The sequence below is a fragment of the Fretibacter rubidus genome (genome assembly GCF_041429785.1).
GTDB lineage: Bacteria > Pseudomonadota > Alphaproteobacteria > Caulobacterales > Maricaulaceae > Fretibacter > Fretibacter rubidus.
The window spans coordinates 792748-809017 of the sequence record NZ_CP163423.1 but is presented as its reverse complement, the minus strand read 5'-3'; the positions used below and the strand labels follow the sequence as shown (position 1 = coordinate 809017).

The following is a 16270-nucleotide window of genomic DNA, read 5'->3' as shown; positions in this document are numbered from 1 at the left end:
TAGTTTAAACAATACCGGAAGACGGATTTGCGCTTGCAGGCCGTTTCGTCTCCAGCGTGTCACGGTAGTTAAGGGAGCGGTAGAACCCAACGGGGTCGATAGCGCCGCCAGCTTTAAATCGCGCCATGCTAAGGATCGGCGTTACGTCCGTTTGATACGCCCTCTTCAAACATTGGCTGGCCATCATCGCATCATTGTCATCCTGATACCCCTCAAGTTCAGTGCGATTAATCAGGAGGGCTTGAACATATGAGCGCTGCACAGCAACGGCTGACGTCGCAAGGCTTTCAATCGGGTCAGTCATGTTATGCGATTGGTCTAGCATATATTCTGGCCGGAAGTTCTTGGCCCCACGGTGCTCGGCATCTATCAATTCGTTGAAAATTAAGAATTGCTGGAAAGGATGCAGAGACCCGCTATCCAAATCATCATCCCCATATTTACTATCGTTAAAGTGGAAGCCTGCCAGTTTTTCAAATTGGATCAAGCGCGCAACAATCATTTCGATATTCACATTTGGTGCATGATGCCCAAGATCCACAAGTGAGAAACAACGGTCTCCAAGATGCTGTGCGGCGAGAATATTGCTGCCCCAATCTTGAATGACGGTTGAATAGAAACTTGGCTCGAACATTTTGTGTTCAATGAACATACGCCAGTCACCCGGAAGCGCTTTATATATGTCCTCCATCGATGTCAAATAGCGTTCAAATTGGCGCGTGAAGTTTGACTGACCCGCAAAATTACTGCCATCACCAACCCACACGGTCAGGACATCTGACCCAATTGCTTTGCCCCATTCGATACAATCGATATTATGGGCGACAGCTTGGTCACGCGTAGATTTGTCACTATGCGAAAGGCTGCCATATTTATAAGAATGAGCCTGCCCGACCTGATCTTGAAACGTGTTAGAATTCACAGGGCCAAAGGTAAGACCGTGGCTATCTGCTGCGGCTTTGACCTCACCCATATCTTCGACAACATCCCAAGGGAAATGCGGAGAGACTTCGCCCGTAATGCAGACAAGATCATTGATAACGGCGCAATCTTCGAGTTTTTCAAATATATTCCGAGGTTCTGATTTCCCGGGAAAACGGGCAAAGCGTGTGCCGCCAGTCCCTGCCCCCCAGCTTGGGACTGCAACAGCAAATTCGCATGCCTTTTCAAGGACATCCGCAATATCCACGCCGCGCCGTGCTAAGTGAGCGCCCAGAGCGTCGTAATCGTGTTGAAGGTTATCCGCATGCGCAGCGTTAGCCTCTGCGAGTTTGCTCTTATCAATCATCGTTCCGCTTTCTAATTCTATTTATCACGCGTTCGCCTATCGCGTAAATGACGGGGCGTGCCCAGCATCGACGTTTATGATATTACCAGTGGACTTGGAAGATACATCAGAGGCAAAGAAATAAATCGCTTCGGCGATATCTTCAGGGAATACAGATCGTTTCAGAAGACTTCGCTGTCGATACATATCCTCAAGTTCCAGCTCGGACATTTTATAGGCATCCGCACGTTCCTTCTTCCACCCGCTATTCCAGATTTTAGACCCTTTCAAAACAGCATCAGGGTTCACGACGTTACAGCGAATACCTAGAGGCGCGCCCTCAAGAGCAACCGCGCGAGACAGTTGAACCTCGGCCCCTTTTGCAGTGCAATAAGCGGACGCCCCTGTTGACGCGACCAGTCCGTTTTTACTAGCGACGAACACAATACTGCCGCCAATATTTTGCGCCTTCATCACTTTAAAACCTTCACGCGAGACCAAGAAATATCCTGTTGACAGGATGTCCATTGTCCGGTTCCATAGCTTCAACGTAGTGTCTTCAAGTGGCGCAGAGCTTGCTATACCTGCATTTGAAACGAGTATATCCATACCGCCAAATTCGGCTGAACATGCTTCTATCGCCTCCGTGACACTTTTTTCATCCGTCACATTGCAAAGCGTTGTTCTCACGACATCAGCGGTGAATTCATCTGACAGCTCTTTTGATTTCGCATCTAAGGACTTTGCGTCAATATCCGCGAGCATAACGCAAGCGCCTTCACTAAGAAGCCTTCGTGCAGTCTCGGAGCCTATTCCCCCAGCACCGCCTGTGACAAATGCAATGCGCCCCGCAAGCGATTTGGGTTTGGGTTGGCGCTGAAGTTTTGCCTCTTCCAACAACCAGTATTCGATGTCAAAGGCCTCTTGTTCAGGCAATCCGATATATTTATCAACGCCATTAGCTTCGCGCATCACATTGATCGCGTTCACGTAGAACTCTCCAGCAATCCTCGCCGTCGCCTTATTCTTTGCGAACGTCATCATTCCAACGCCAGGTATTAGATATACGATTGCGTTAGGATCTCTTATCGCCGGACTATTGCTGCGCTTTGAACGCTCATAGTAGCCTCGGTAGTCCTCACGATACGCTTCTAATTGGTCGCCTAGACCGGAAATAACTTTTTCAATTTCGGCCCCGCGGTCTTTGGCTGTGGGCTTAAAATTGACGACCAAAGGCCGGATTTTCGTGCGAAGGAAATGGTCTGGGCAAGACGTGCCCAAGGCCGCTAGTGGCTTTAGGTTTTTCGAATTGACGAATTGCAAAATTTCCTTCGAGTCGTTGAAGTGCCCAATTTTCATTTGATCACCCGTAATTTTACCACGGATAACAGGCATCAAGGCGGCCGCTACCTCGCGGCGTAAAGATGGCGACAGTGATTTCTGATATTTCACACCACCAAAGGCGGCCTTTTTATTATTTTCCTCTAACCAGTCAGCTGCCAATTGAATAATTTCAAGCGTTTTAAGATAGCACCCCTTGGAGGTATCACCCCAACTGAATAGGCCGTGACCTTCAAGGACAATGCCCTCCATCTCTGGATTAGCTCTTGCCATTGCGCCTAGCTTCAGCCCCAAATCAAAACCTGGTCGCTGCCACGGTAGCCACCCCAAGCGCCCGTTAAAGACTTTTTTAGTAAGCGCTTTGGAATTCTTCGTACATGCAATTGCAATGACCGAATCAGGATGCATGTGGTCGACATGTTTATGCGGAATAAATGAATGCAGCGGCGTATCAATAGAGGCGGCACGCGGGTTCAGATTGAAGGTGCAGTGGGGCAGATAACCGACCATTTCGTCCTCATGTTCAAGGCCGCGATATAATCCTTCAAGGGCATGAAGTTTATCGAGATATAGCGTAGAAAAGCCATCAAGCTTAATAGACCCCAGATCTCCGCCAGATCCCTTTACCCACATAACGTCTGCCATTTTTCCAGTCAGCAAATCCTTTTGACGGAGTTTTGAAGATGTGTTCCCACCCCCGAAATTTGTAATCCGTAAATCGGATCCCAGTAAGTTCGAACGGTATAGTAATTTTTCAGGGCCGCTCATCCGCTTGGCCAATTTGTCGTTCCACAGATTTTTTAGTTTCGCGGACATAAGTCTTCCCATCCATTTTCAGCATTGTTACAAGATAAAAATAATCATATCTATCATGTCGATTATTCTAACTAAACAGCATCTCGCTCATTTTCAATCATTTTATTGCAAAAGTAATCATTTTTGCTAATCTACTCTTTCAATGGAGCGCCGTTAAACTCCTCTTTGCTCTGAAAAAGGCTCGCAGCATGCCCCCTAATCAAGATGTAGTTTTAGTTTTCGATATCGGCAAGACGCATGTCAAAGTCACTCTGCTCAGCCAGACTGGTACGGAACTTTATCAAAACCGAATATCTAACAAAATTACGCAATCTGATTTCTACGATAGCTATGATGTAGATGTTATATGGACATGGCTTCTAAATGAACTCACGACGCTGACGCCGCGTTTCCATATAAGCGCGATAAGTATCGCCACCCACGGCGCCGCGGCGGCCCTCATAAATCCAGAGACAGGCACATTGCTTCTCCCAATTATGGATTATGAGTATGAGGCTTACCCTAGCACTCTTCCCGATTACGCGTCCATCCGGCCGCTATTCGAAGAAACGGGCAGTCCAGAGTTTCCAAACGGTTTGAACTTAGGCAGACAACTTCATTGGCAAACCCAGTTGCTCTCGGATGAGGCCAAGAAGAATGCCAAATTACTGATGTATCCGCAATATTGGGCGTGGCGACTAACAGGTCGACTTTCTACAGAAATCACATCACTTGGATGTCACACTGATCTTTGGAACATAAAGACAAACACGCCATCATCGCTTCTCAAGAAACTGGGGTTAGACCATGCGCTGCCGCCTTTAACAAACGCTTGGACCCCCATCGGAACCGTTAAAGGTGATATTGCAAGGCACGTCGGCCTACCCAGCAATTGCGAAGTTTATCCAGGTGTCCATGATAGCAATGCAGGCTACCTTCCGATTTTAAAACTCCCCAAGCAGGACAGACCAACTGTTGTGTCCACCGGCACATGGTCAGTCATTATGGACGCTCAATCTGATTGCGCCACGCTAGAGTCCAGGCAAGATATGTTAGTCAATATAGACGCGGAGGGCTCCGCTTTGGCGACTGCACGTTATATGGGTGGCAGGGAGTTTGGCCTGATCTGCGAGCGACTAAATACAGACATTGCGACGACATTCACTGACGTTGATGTTGAAGCAATCATGACCTCCAACACATTTATCATGCCATCATTTTGCAGCGGCACAGGCCCTTATCCAAATGCTAAAGGACACGTAGTTTTCGAAAATGAAACGCGCCCTATTAACGGGAAAGCTGCCGCAACGTTATATTCAGCCTTGATGATCAATGACATTTTGAAGAGGCTGAACCCATCCTCTATACAAGATGTTTTAATAGAGGGAAGCTTCGCGCAAAACGAGGTGCTTTGCAGACTTCTTGCGGCGCTCAATCCAAACAGAACAGTCAGAACGCAAAACGGCGGTAATGGCGTGACAAAGGGATGCTTTCTACTGACTCAGTGGGAGTCTCCAAAGCAAAACACCCTTGATCCCATAGTGCCCCCCTATCCTTCTGATAACTTGGCAAGTTATGCGAGGCGCTGGGAAAGCGAGTTTCTAAATTAAAACCATTTTGTATTGGAATTTTGCCTCACTGTTTTTTGATTTTGGAGGCATTGGGACCGACCTGAATAGAGGCACTGGTTTTTATAGGAATCTCTGCCGCTAGCCTCGCCTTTGCCTCGGCGTATTTTGGGTTATCCGCAATATTTTCCCATTCATTCGGATCCGCAGCTCGATTATAAAGTTCCTCATCACCGCTTGCATAACGGATATAGCGGTAATTTTCATCCATTACGGCGAAATTATCCTTTCCGTAGACGGATGTTATAGGTCGTCGAGTCTCTCCATGGCCATTTAAAAAAGGCATTAACGACTGCCCTGAATTATACGGGTTTTCTGGCATGCCTGCTATATCAAGAACTGTTGGATAGAGATCAATAAGACCAACGGGCACATTGGTTTTACCAACCTTTACATCAGGCCCCGCGATAATGAGCGGCACCCGCGTAGAACGCTCCCAAAGTGACATCTTTGCAAATCGGCTTTTCTCGCCAAGGTGATATCCATTGTCAGAAAACAAAATTATATAAGTGTTGTCGGCATATGCAGAGGCCTGGAGCGCATCCAGCGCAATACCAATACAGTGGTCCATAAAACTGACGCTCGCAAGATAAGCCTGCAAAATCGGGCGCCATTCATCGTTTTCAATCGCCCATTCTATGGTCGGCATCTGCGGGACATCGGTCAGCGCAACTCCGCTTTGCGGAATATCTGCCATATCCGTTTCCAGCCATGGCGGGAGAACAATGTCCTCAAGCGGATACATATCAAACCACTTTTGCGGGGCGTGCCAAGGTGCATGGGGACGGATCATACCCAGTCCAAGAAAAAACGGATCTTCATGGGTTTTGCTAAGCCATTCTGCGCCCCAAGTCGCAGTTTGAAAATCGAGCATCCCCTCGTCCGTTTCTGGGAACGGGCCCCAGTCGGTATGCGTACGGTTACTCTCCCATTTCATGCGGCTGGGCGGTTTTGGCCCAAAGTCACCCTCGCGGTAATATTCATCAAACGTCCCCTTTGGGGCGCTCTTGTGGAAGATTTTCCCGCGACCGGCCGTGTAATAACCATTGTTTTTCAAGGACTCTGTTAGAAAGGGTGTCGGGCCCACAGCGTTTACGGCTGCTCTTAATTTATCATCGCTTATTTGTCCGTACATACCAGTTTGATGAGGATATAAACCGCTCATCAGACTGGCCCGCGACGGCCCACATATCGGCGCTTGCGCATGAGCATTCGCAAATAGCATGCCGCGTCCAGAAAGCGCATCAATATGCGGTGTCTTAACATTCGCATTGGTGTCCAATGCCCCGATCCAATCGTTCAAATCGTCTATGGCTAGGAATAGAAAATTTGGCCGAATTGGATTGGATGACATTGGGGCCGCAGTCGAACCAGAGCAAGCCTGCAGGAGCGAAGCAAGGCCAACCGCCCCCGTTCCTTTTAATATGGCGCGGCGATCAAATTTACGGCGGTTCCTTGTAGTATTCGCCATCTCAATCCCCCTCACTCAATGTCCTGCACTGCCCATTTTAGCGCAATTATGATTATTTTTAAGCGCGTTTAATCGTATGATAAAGCATAAAACCAAGATAATCTGTGACGATACCTTATTCGGCGAAGGATTTTAGTGCCTGAAGCGTTAGTACCATTAGAGCCAAGGAGAAAAGAGTGATACCCTCAAAAGAAACTCTTATTGCTACCAACCGTTTTGGGTTGGGCGCGTCGCAAAATGACATCACACATGCCAGATCGAACCCAAGACAATGGCTCCACGACCAAATAAATACAGAATACGCTATTCCCAATATTTTTATGGCTCAGCCAAGTAGCGAAATATTACTCAATGAGGCTTACGAAAACCGCCGCCTAAAAAATATAGACGCAAAAAAAGCTGCTGGAAAAATCAGACGGAGAGGCTTTAATCAATCCCTCCGTGCGCGGCTCACAAACCAAGTGCAAACGGAACGGCCCTTCGCAGAACGGCTCGTTATGTTTTGGTCAAATCATTTCACAGTGTCTAGAACCCGTGGTCTCATAGGGCCTGCTATTCCGTCCTATGAAAATGAAGCGATAAGGCCTTTCATTTTTAGCCGCTTTGAAGACATGCTAGTAAGCGTGACGCAACATCCCTGTATGCTGATCTATCTAGACAACACATCATCCATTGGACCCAATTCTAGACAAGGGGCGCGGCGGGGCAAGGATTTGAACGAAAACTTGGCCCGCGAAGTTCTCGAACTTCATACGATGGGGTCTCAAGGCGGTTATACGCAGACTGATATCACAAATTTTGCGAAAATTCTTACGGGCTGGACTGTGTCCAGAAAACGGAAAAATCCGAAGCAACAAAAAGTGCCCCCAGGTAAGTTTCAATTTAACAATCGAACACACGAACCTGGCCCGCAAATACTGCTTGGAAAAACATTTAACCAAAATGGTAAGCGCCAAGGAGTTCAAGCGCTAAGGGAAATCGCGCGTCACCCGTCAACCGCAAATTTTATCGCCACTAAACTCGTTCGCTACTTTATTAATGACAATCCTGCCAAAGCGGACATTAAAACAATTGCACGTGTGTTTAGGAAAACCAATGGCGATTTGGCAGAAGTTTCAACTGCCTTGATAGACCTTAAATCGGCTTGGAAAACGAGCGGCACTAAAATCAAAACCCCTGAGGAACTGATTATCTCTGCGATGCGTGCCCTTCAGATTGAAGCCCCCCTTTCACTTCCAAGGCGCCAGTTATTATTCCCGGCACTAAAATCAATGGGACAAGAGGTTTTTCATGCCCCCTCTCCTGCGGGTTGGCCTGATGAAGCGAAAGCGTGGATAGCGCCTGAATCTCTCATGCACCGCATTGAATGGGTGCGCGAGTTTAGCCGCCAAAGCGCTGCCGCTATTAACCCGCTTGAGATATTCGACAACACAATCGGCCCTTTCGCATCAGATGAAGCAAAGAGGATGATAAAAGGCGCACCAAGCCGGGAGGATGGCCTAGCCCTCATCTTCTCTAGCCCAGCGTTTCAACGGAGATAGACATGCTTAGCAGAAGACATTTTGCCAAACTGACAGCCGCCAGCCTGATGGGCGGCGCTATCGCGTCGCCCGTTTTCGCGAGCGCCCCAACCGAGAAACGCTTTATCCTGATCAACCTGAAAGGCGCTATGGACGGGCTGCACGCATTAGCACCCTACGCTGATCCTGATTATCACAGATTAAGACCAACACTCGGATTAGGAGCAGCGGGAACTAATAGAGAGGTCTTGGACCTAGATGGCAGCTTTGGGCTGCACCCTGCTCTAAAACCTCTTCAGGCGCTCTACCGCGCCAAAGAACTCACATTCATTCCGGCCGTCAGCACGCAATATAGACAACGCTCGCACTTTGAAGCACAAAACATGTTGGAGGGCGGAGGAGCATCTCCCTATCAGCAAAAAACAGGATGGCTTAATCGCGCCATCCTTGAAATGGGAAGCACTCCCCATCGTATTGGACTTACTTTGGGACCGACCATACCCCTTATCATGCAAGGTCAAGCCGATATTCGGACATGGTCGGATAGCCGCCTACCCGAAGCTGATGAGGGGTTCCTGAGGCGGCTAGAGTCCCTTTATGATAACGATCCAATTTTTCACAAGGCTTTCGCCCAAGCGCAAGAGGACAATAGCAACTCTGCTATGATGGAAAACATGCGGCTGGGCAATGGACGGTTGGGGTTCTCAACACAGGCTGCACTCTCTATTTTAAAAGAGAAAAATGGGCCGCGTATAGCGGTCATAGAGGCAGGCGGATGGGACACACATTACGCGCAAGAACGGCGCTTATATAAGCTATTTGTTGAACTGGCGGACTCGATTGCCCTAATCAAAAATGACCTTGGCCCGATGTGGAAAGACACTGCCGTTATGGTCGTCTCTGAATTTGGCCGAACGGCGGCTGAAAATGGTAGTAACGGTACGGATCACGGCACAGGCGGCTTGGCGATCATTGCGGGTGGATCGATCAATGGCGGAAAAATAAGAGGTCGATGGCCAGGACTCTCGCCCAGCGCCCTTCTTGAAGAAAGAGATTTAGCCCCAGAAAACCATCTTGAGAGCTTATTCAAAAGCACACTCATACAGCATCTGGGTCTTTCTGAAACGCAAGTCGCAGACACTGTCTTCCCAGGATTGCAGACGATAAAAATGATAGAAAACTTATACCGCCCATAAAAAACCCCGCCAAAAAGGCGGGGTAAGTTCAGGGATTTAGTTTATACTAAAAGCGTTTTTGAACACTGAAGGTAAAAGTACGGCCATCATAATCAGTCCGGCGAGATAGAACTTCAAAGCCTTCATACTCTTCTCTCAAAGAGTTATTAATATTGAAAGCCTGCACCTTAAACTGAAGGTCTTTCCGAGGATTGTAAGTTGCCGATAAATCCAGCTGTGAACGCGCTTTAACCTGACGCTCACGACCTTGGAAACTACCACCTGCTTCTAGATTGTAAGCAGAACGATAGTTTTGTGCCAAACGTATTGAGAATTTTTCGGTTTCATAGAAACCGATCAGATTATAGGTGTTCTTTGACACACGAGGCAATACAAAACCCTCGCCGCTTTCAGCCGTTGTATAAGTGTAGTTGAATGTGCCACCAAAATTACCCCAGAACCCATCAAGGAAATCTGTATTCTGAGTCACTTGGAACTCAATACCATTGACGCGGATTGGGTCTGTATTGGTGAACTGAGACAAATTGAGGCGCGGCGTATTTCCAGCACCCAAATTCAGACGGCAATTCCCGTCATCATCGATAAAGGGTGTTCCGCCACCAATCTCTGATGCTGCATCTGGGTTATCAAGAACCTGATTGACAAATCCTGCATTACAGAACGGGCTGTTACCGCCTGATGTGCTTTGCCGCGCAATATCAGTCACTTCTTTAGTGAAGAAGTTGATACCTACAATGCTACCCGCGCGATTATACCACGCTAGGCCAAGATCGAATGCAGTGGAGCTACGAGGGTCCGTTCCAAGATTTGACTCATTAATGATCAAAGTGCCGGCTCTATTCTCTGGATTTTCAGCATCTGGGTTCGGAATTGCCGGACTGATTACAGCTGCCGTGGGATTAAACTCAGCAAGGTTAAAGGCCTCAAATGTCTTATAATAAGCTGCTTGTAGGACAAGGTCCTCTGTCAAGTCTGCGATAATGTTTGCCGATGGTAGAAACTTCTCATAGCTACCAACGCCGGCTTCCATTTGCCCTTCAGCCAAACCACTTAAGTCTGTTTTAATGTAACGCACACCGAAATTACCGCGCACAGGGAAAGTATCATAATTTTCATTGAAGTCATACTTCACCATTCCAAACAGTTCCGTATTCTCGCGCTGCGCATCAAAGGTTTGAGCAATGGCAAAATTACGACGCGCATCACTACCGTTTCTTGCATTTTGAAGCGCTTGGTTGAATTCGGTAAATGGATTGCGGAGATCAACGAAATCTATGAAATTCGACAGCCTACCATTGCCCCCGTTAATGCTGCGCGGGAATATTGTATCCGTTGGCAAGAGAGGGAGAAGAAGCTCACGTGCACGGTCGCGATCGATTGAGAAGAAATTGTCTTCCAAGAAACCTGGGGCTGATCCCCCAAAAAATCCTTGCCCTGAGGTTAGCGATGCGTTGGGTACAATCACGCTATTATCGAGATTGTTGATATTTAGCCCGATTATACTGTTTTCGAAGCGATATATTTCAGCAGCTTCATCTTCGTACCGCCCACCGAACTTAACCCCAACGAATGGACCTTTGGAAAATTTATATTCCACGTCCCCGCTAATCGCTTTTAGGTCGCGTTCCGCACCCTGAGCAAATCCAGCCACAGTAAATTGATGGCGGCGGCCATCCTCAAAACGTATAGCTGATATACCCGTGCCGCTGGTGATGGCATAGCCCCCACCACCAAGCTGAAGTGTTCCTTCTGGAATATTCAGATCAAAATCAAAGTCCCGGATGTCAGAGCCGCCAGTGTCAAGCGTCCCTGTCACGCCATTAGAAGCACCATTGGTAGACGTTGCGCCACCCGTTTGAAGAATGCGAGTGTCGAATTGGTTGAAAATAGCGTTACTCTTTGATTTAGAGTACGTCCCCGTTACGTTGATTTTTAAGTTATCATTCTCCCAATTTAATTGGGGATACAAAGCATAGGTTTCGTTTAAGGACTCATCGTCTCTGTTGCCAAACACAACTTGAGGGTCTTCGAAATCAATAACACGGTGCAGGAACACGTCCTCATTGCTTCCGTTTTGGTCGAAATCAAAATTACCAACCAATTCAGGACCGCTTACCGATGTAATTTGAGATGCAGATAGACGCGGCTGAATCTGAATATTATCCTGTGTGGCTTCATCAAGATTACGCTGTGTGAAAAGACCGTCCAACCGGAAACTAAGATTTTCAGTTGGTTGGTATTCAATACCGCTTGCTGCCGATAGTCGGTCACCGATACTTTCCTCAACAAATTGTCTGATGTCACCCACATAAAGATGGGTTTCACCTGCGACATTTAAATTCCGGGCGTTTCTCTCGTAACGAGTGAAGTTAATTGCGTCGCGACGGAAGTCTTGTTTGCTATATGATACTGTACCATAGACACCAAACTTTTCGTCACCAAGATGTTTTGCCCCTGAAGCATAAAAGCCAGGATTTATTGTTTTAGGAAGTTCTTCATAATCCGCCTTAGCTCGAAGAACAAGCGAACCATCTCTACGGTCAAGAGCGGATTTCAACTTCAAATTAACATTAGCCGCCAAACCGCCAGATAGAGACTGCGCCGTGAAAGACTTTTCAACATCAACGCCGTTAAAAATAGCGCTATCGAACACGCCAAATGGGTTAGATCCCGTGCGATTAGGGTTTGAGATATTCTGCCCCATCAAAGTAGTTTTGGTAAAATTACCTGGTAGGCCCCGCACACTAATTGTGGCATTCCGGCGTCCAGCTTCCCGATCGATTTGCACGCCTGTAATACGCTGCAACGCTTCACCCAGATTCAAGTCCGGGAAGTTGCCCAAGTCATCGGCAGAAATACCGTCTAGGATTACATCCGCTTTACGTTTCGTCTGCAGTGCATTTGCAGTCGTGGCTTTGATACCCGTTACGATGATTTCGTCAGGTGCGTCCAGATTGTTTGGGCCCGAATCTTGGGCAAATGCCGCTGATGTCGCCGCAAGAGCGATGACTGTGGCCGCAGCTGAGGCCAGTAGAGATGTTTTGATAGTTTTCGAGAGTAGTTGTTTCATTATATTTTCCCCTTAATAAAACTCGTTTAGCGGGATACTGAACTCCATGACTCTGTGAGCCGTTGTAACTTTGAATTAGTCAGTGCTTGGAAGTTCGTATCTTTTCTATTAGTTATTGCGCGATTCTGCACTTTTATGATTATTTTCGATTATTTATATGCACATTCGTCAAATTCAGTAAAGTAATTTTTGATATAATGGTCAAAAAAGCTTCCTATTGATACATAAACGCAACAGTTTTCTGTAAACCATGGAAAGAAATCGCTCTATTATGGGTCATTTAATAAACGGCGTCCCCCTTCGTCTTTACAAAACCCAAAATGAAACCGATAAGTTTGTGCATAAACATGACTGTTTATTTCTCTATACGAGCCCTCAAATTACGGAGACACACATGGCTTCATATGCATGGATACTAGGCATCAGGCCCGGTTATGAAGATGAATATCTTAAGCGTCATGACGAAATATGGCCCGAAATGACCCAAGCGCTTAAAGATTCCGGTATAAAAAACTATAATATATTCAAGCACGGATTAGATTTATTCGGTTATTTCGAAACAGATGACTTAGAGGCCACCCAAAAATTTCTTGCTAAAAACGACGTCAATATACGCTGGGCAGACTATATGGCGCCGATTATGAAAGTGGATATTGATCCGTCCACTGAATTTCCATTTTTGCTGCCGCGCGTCTTTCATCACACTTGAAAGACCTGAGAAATCCGTGCATTAAAATTCGTTTCAATCATTTTAAATCATTTTATTGCATATTTGCTCATTTTCATTAAGCTATGACAAAAATTACAGGCCAATAAAGGCTAAAGGGGATATTGTGAGCGAATTTGATAGAACACCAGTAGCGCCGGAATCTTTACAATCAGGCCGGTATTTTGCCGCCTCATATGCGGGCGAGCATGTTGCGGGTACGGAATTTGTCATCGGTGCTCTCTTCGTGTCCTTTGGTTTGGGTGCTGTTGATGTTATCGTTGGTCTAGTTTTCGGTAATCTATTGGCTGTTTTAACGTGGGCCTTAGTCTGCGCCCCCATTGCCACCGATACGCGGCTTACACTCTATGCATACTTGGAGAAAATTGCGGGCCCACATTTCATCAAAGTATATAGTATCGTAAACGGGGCGCTTTTCTGCATTCTGGCTGGGGCTATGATTACAGTGTCAGCTAGCGCAATCCGAATACTGTTTGGATTAGACGCTCAAACAGGGTTATTCCCAACTGACTTACGGTTTATCCTGATAGCCCTTAGCGTCGGCGCCGTTGTCGCCTTCGCAGCCATCAAAGGTTTCAAATTCGTCGCAAAGTTTGCTGAAGTCGCCGCGCCCTGGATGATAGCCATGTTTTTCGTCGGCGCGCTAGCCACGCTCCCTGCCCTGATAAGTGCAACGCCCGGCCTAGACGGCGTTGGTTCCTCCTCTGACCTCATGACTTTATTGGGGTCTAGTGTTTTTGTGGACCGCGGCACAGATATCACGATGTGGCATGTGATCGCCTTTACATGGGGCGCGAACTTGGCCTTCCACGGCGGACTGGGCGATATGACAATTTTACGATTTGCACGAAATAAAGCCTACGGATGGTATTCTTCATTGGGTATGTTCATTGGCCATTTCGCTGCCTGGATTGCGGCTGGTATAATGGGCGCTGGCGCCGCTTATGTTATGAAAACCCCGCTTACAGAGCTTGATGCAGGCGGCGTGGCCTTTCAAGCGCTAGGCGCTGTGGGCATCCTCGCCGTTGTCATCGCGGGCTGGACGACCTCCAACCCCACTATTTACCGGGCGGGCCTCGCCTTTCAATCGCTCAATCCCAAATGGTCAAGAGAGCGCGTAACCCTAATCGTTGGCGCGATCACGGCCGTTATCGCGTGCTCACCCTTTGTTTTTTCTCAACTATTGGGGTTTCTCGGGATTATGGCCGTCATAATGGCCCCGATAGGCGCGATTATCTTTGCCGAACATTTTTTGTTCAAACGTCTAGGCTTAACACGGTATTGGCGGGTAAGCCGCGGCGACAAGCTAAACCTACCTGCCGCCATAACATGGGCTGGCACGGCGCTTTTTGCCTATGTCCTCGGCAGTGTATTTGGTATTCATATCTTCTTCCTGTTCATACCAACTTGGTTCGCTGCTTTGATACTCTACCCCGTTCTGTCTTCAATGATGGGCGCTAAGTCCGTCGATACGCAAATTTTAGATGACATGGAGCGCGCTGAAAAAGACCGTAAGCTGACTGAGGCTGAAGCCATAAGAACGTTTAAGTCTGAGAATGGGCACAAACGTCCTTTTATCGAAACGTTACTGCTGCTGACCGCCGCACTCGCCCTTATTGTCTGTTTTTATCTAGGCATCAAAGCGGCAGGTGGTTCAACCTCAACTGGGTTTAAGTCTGCCATAATTTGGCCGACCGCTATTTATTTCGTAGCCGCGACAGTCTTGGTCTTTATCCACAAAGATAAATCAGAAACCGCAAGTTAGAACCGATTGAATAGGACAGCCATATGACTTCTAAGTATTTGACCAGTGCCGCACTGACCTTGTCTTTGATTGCACTAGGCGGCTGCGCAGCCAGCGAAGTTGCGCCCCAAAACAGTGCGACTGCCGCGCCCATAATCACGGCACCCGAAGATGCGCCAAATGTAATCTTCATCCTTGTTGATGATATGGGCTATGGCCAATTAGGCGTGACAGGGCACCCCATTATCAAAACACCTAACATTGATAAACTTGCCAATGACGGCATTCTGTTCACACAAGCCTATTCTGGAAGCACCGTGTGTTCACCCTCACGTATTTCATTGATGACCGGCAAAGATACGGGCGCACTCCATTCAAACGCAAACACCATTAAGCTGCGACCGGGCGACAGAACGCTTGCACATATGATGAGCGGCGTAGGCTACAAAACAGCCCTTTTTGGAAAATATGGGATTGGCACAACATTTGGCAAAACTGACCCTATCACGATGGGGTTCCAAACCTGGTATGGCCTGCTCCATAATATCTCAGCTCACCGCCAATATCCGATAATGATGTTCCGTGATAATGATATGGAATTTGTTTCCCCAAATGTCGGCGGAGCCGAGGGAGCCTATGCGCAGGAGCTCTTTACCGATGCCGCCGTGGATTACATCAATAAACATGATGACAGCAATCCGTTCTTTATGTTCCTCTCTTATACCTCTCCTCACGCTGAGCTTGCAGCGCCTGAGGAGTTCATTGCCCCGTATTCTGGCAAGTTTGAGGAAGAAAACTACCCGGGCCTGTCTAACCCTGACAATAAACCGATGTTTGCGGATTATTATCCCAAGCCAGTTGCAGAGCCAAACGCGACGCAAGCTGGCATGGTGGCCGCATTAGATGCCTATATTGGCGAGGTCATGGCCGCTTTGGAAACAAGAGGGCTCGCGGAAAATACATTAGTGTTTTTCACATCGGATAACGGTCCTCATGAAGAAGGCGGCGCTGACCCGATAGCCATACGGGCCTCCGCTCCGTATCGCGGCGGAAAGCGCGACCTTTATGATGGCGGCATTCACGTGCCGATGATTGCTCATTGGCCCGCAAAAATTACAGAGGGCCGCATCAATGATACGCCGATGGCTTTTGCAGATATCCTGCCAACGCTAGCCGACTTAGCAGATGCACCGAAATCCGCCATGAAAGGGCTCGATTCCAACGGGACCTCAGTCCTTCCTATCATTGCAAACCCTGACGCTGAAATCGCCGAGCGGGTTCTCTATTGGGAGTTTGCACAACAACTCGGCGACCCAAATTCGGGCGTTGTCGGAACCGTTAAGCAAGCCGCCCGTCGCGGTGACTGGAAAGTTGTTCGCCAGCGCGAGGACGCAGAAATAGAACTCTACAATATCAAGACGGACAAGTCAGAAAGTCAGAACCTGGCAGCAGAGTATCCGGACATCGCCAATGAGTTTAAAACCATGTTTGACGAACGATTAGCGGACTAA

General features: G+C 47.7%; 10 protein-coding genes. 6 read left to right on the top strand and 4 right to left on the bottom strand.

The window, feature by feature from the left end; all coding sequences use genetic code 11:
* Positions 1-4: 4 nt before the first annotated feature.
* Both rhaI and AB6B37_RS03835 read right to left on the bottom strand, forming a co-directional pair.
* A complete protein-coding gene (rhaI, locus tag AB6B37_RS03840) occupies positions 5-1288 on the bottom strand; it encodes an L-rhamnose catabolism isomerase (RefSeq protein ID WP_371397584.1) in 1284 nt (427 codons plus the stop codon).
* A 36-nt stretch (positions 1289-1324) separates the two neighbouring features.
* Entirely contained in the window at positions 1325-3424 is a 2100-nt protein-coding gene (locus tag AB6B37_RS03835) for a bifunctional rhamnulose-1-phosphate aldolase/short-chain dehydrogenase (RefSeq protein ID WP_371397583.1), read from the bottom strand.
* Between the two features lie 188 nt (positions 3425-3612).
* Between AB6B37_RS03835 and AB6B37_RS03830 the strand changes: the two genes are divergently transcribed.
* The gene (locus tag AB6B37_RS03830) at positions 3613-5013 is read left to right on the top strand and encodes an FGGY-family carbohydrate kinase (protein WP_371397582.1); all 1401 of its coding nucleotides are present in this window, start codon (positions 3613-3615) and stop codon (positions 5011-5013) included.
* A gap of 25 nt (positions 5014-5038) precedes the next feature.
* Here the strand turns inward: AB6B37_RS03830 and AB6B37_RS03825 are convergent, their stop codons facing one another.
* On the bottom strand, positions 5039-6502 hold the full coding sequence (locus tag AB6B37_RS03825) for a sulfatase (RefSeq protein ID WP_371397581.1): 1464 nt from the start codon (positions 6500-6502) through the stop codon (positions 5039-5041).
* A 176-nt stretch (positions 6503-6678) separates the two neighbouring features.
* On the opposite strand from AB6B37_RS03825, the gene AB6B37_RS03820 reads away from it, so the two are divergent.
* Both AB6B37_RS03820 and AB6B37_RS03815 read left to right on the top strand, forming a co-directional pair.
* Positions 6679-8043, top strand: a complete 1365-nt coding sequence (locus AB6B37_RS03820; protein WP_371397580.1) for a DUF1800 family protein — start codon at positions 6679-6681, stop codon at positions 8041-8043.
* Positions 8044-8045: 2 nt separating this feature from the next.
* On the top strand, positions 8046-9218 hold the full coding sequence (locus tag AB6B37_RS03815) for a DUF1501 domain-containing protein (protein ID WP_371397579.1): 1173 nt from the start codon (positions 8046-8048) through the stop codon (positions 9216-9218).
* A gap of 46 nt (positions 9219-9264) precedes the next feature.
* Here AB6B37_RS03815 and AB6B37_RS03810 read toward each other — a convergent pair whose 3' ends face one another.
* Entirely contained in the window at positions 9265-12288 is a 3024-nt protein-coding gene (locus AB6B37_RS03810) for a TonB-dependent receptor (RefSeq protein WP_371397578.1), read from the bottom strand.
* Positions 12289-12682: 394 nt separating this feature from the next.
* Between AB6B37_RS03810 and AB6B37_RS03805 the strand changes: the two genes are divergently transcribed.
* The 3 genes from AB6B37_RS03805 (at position 12683) to AB6B37_RS03795 (ending at position 16270) form a co-directional block, all read left to right on the top strand.
* Positions 12683-12997: an L-rhamnose mutarotase gene (locus AB6B37_RS03805; RefSeq protein WP_371397577.1), complete on the top strand. Its 315-nt coding sequence runs from the start codon at positions 12683-12685 to the stop codon at positions 12995-12997.
* A 124-nt stretch (positions 12998-13121) separates the two neighbouring features.
* On the top strand, positions 13122-14780 hold the full coding sequence (locus AB6B37_RS03800; protein WP_371397576.1) for a cytosine permease: 1659 nt from the start codon (positions 13122-13124) through the stop codon (positions 14778-14780).
* A gap of 23 nt (positions 14781-14803) precedes the next feature.
* The gene (locus tag AB6B37_RS03795; protein WP_371397575.1) at positions 14804-16270 is read left to right on the top strand and encodes a sulfatase-like hydrolase/transferase; all 1467 of its coding nucleotides are present in this window, start codon (positions 14804-14806) and stop codon (positions 16268-16270) included.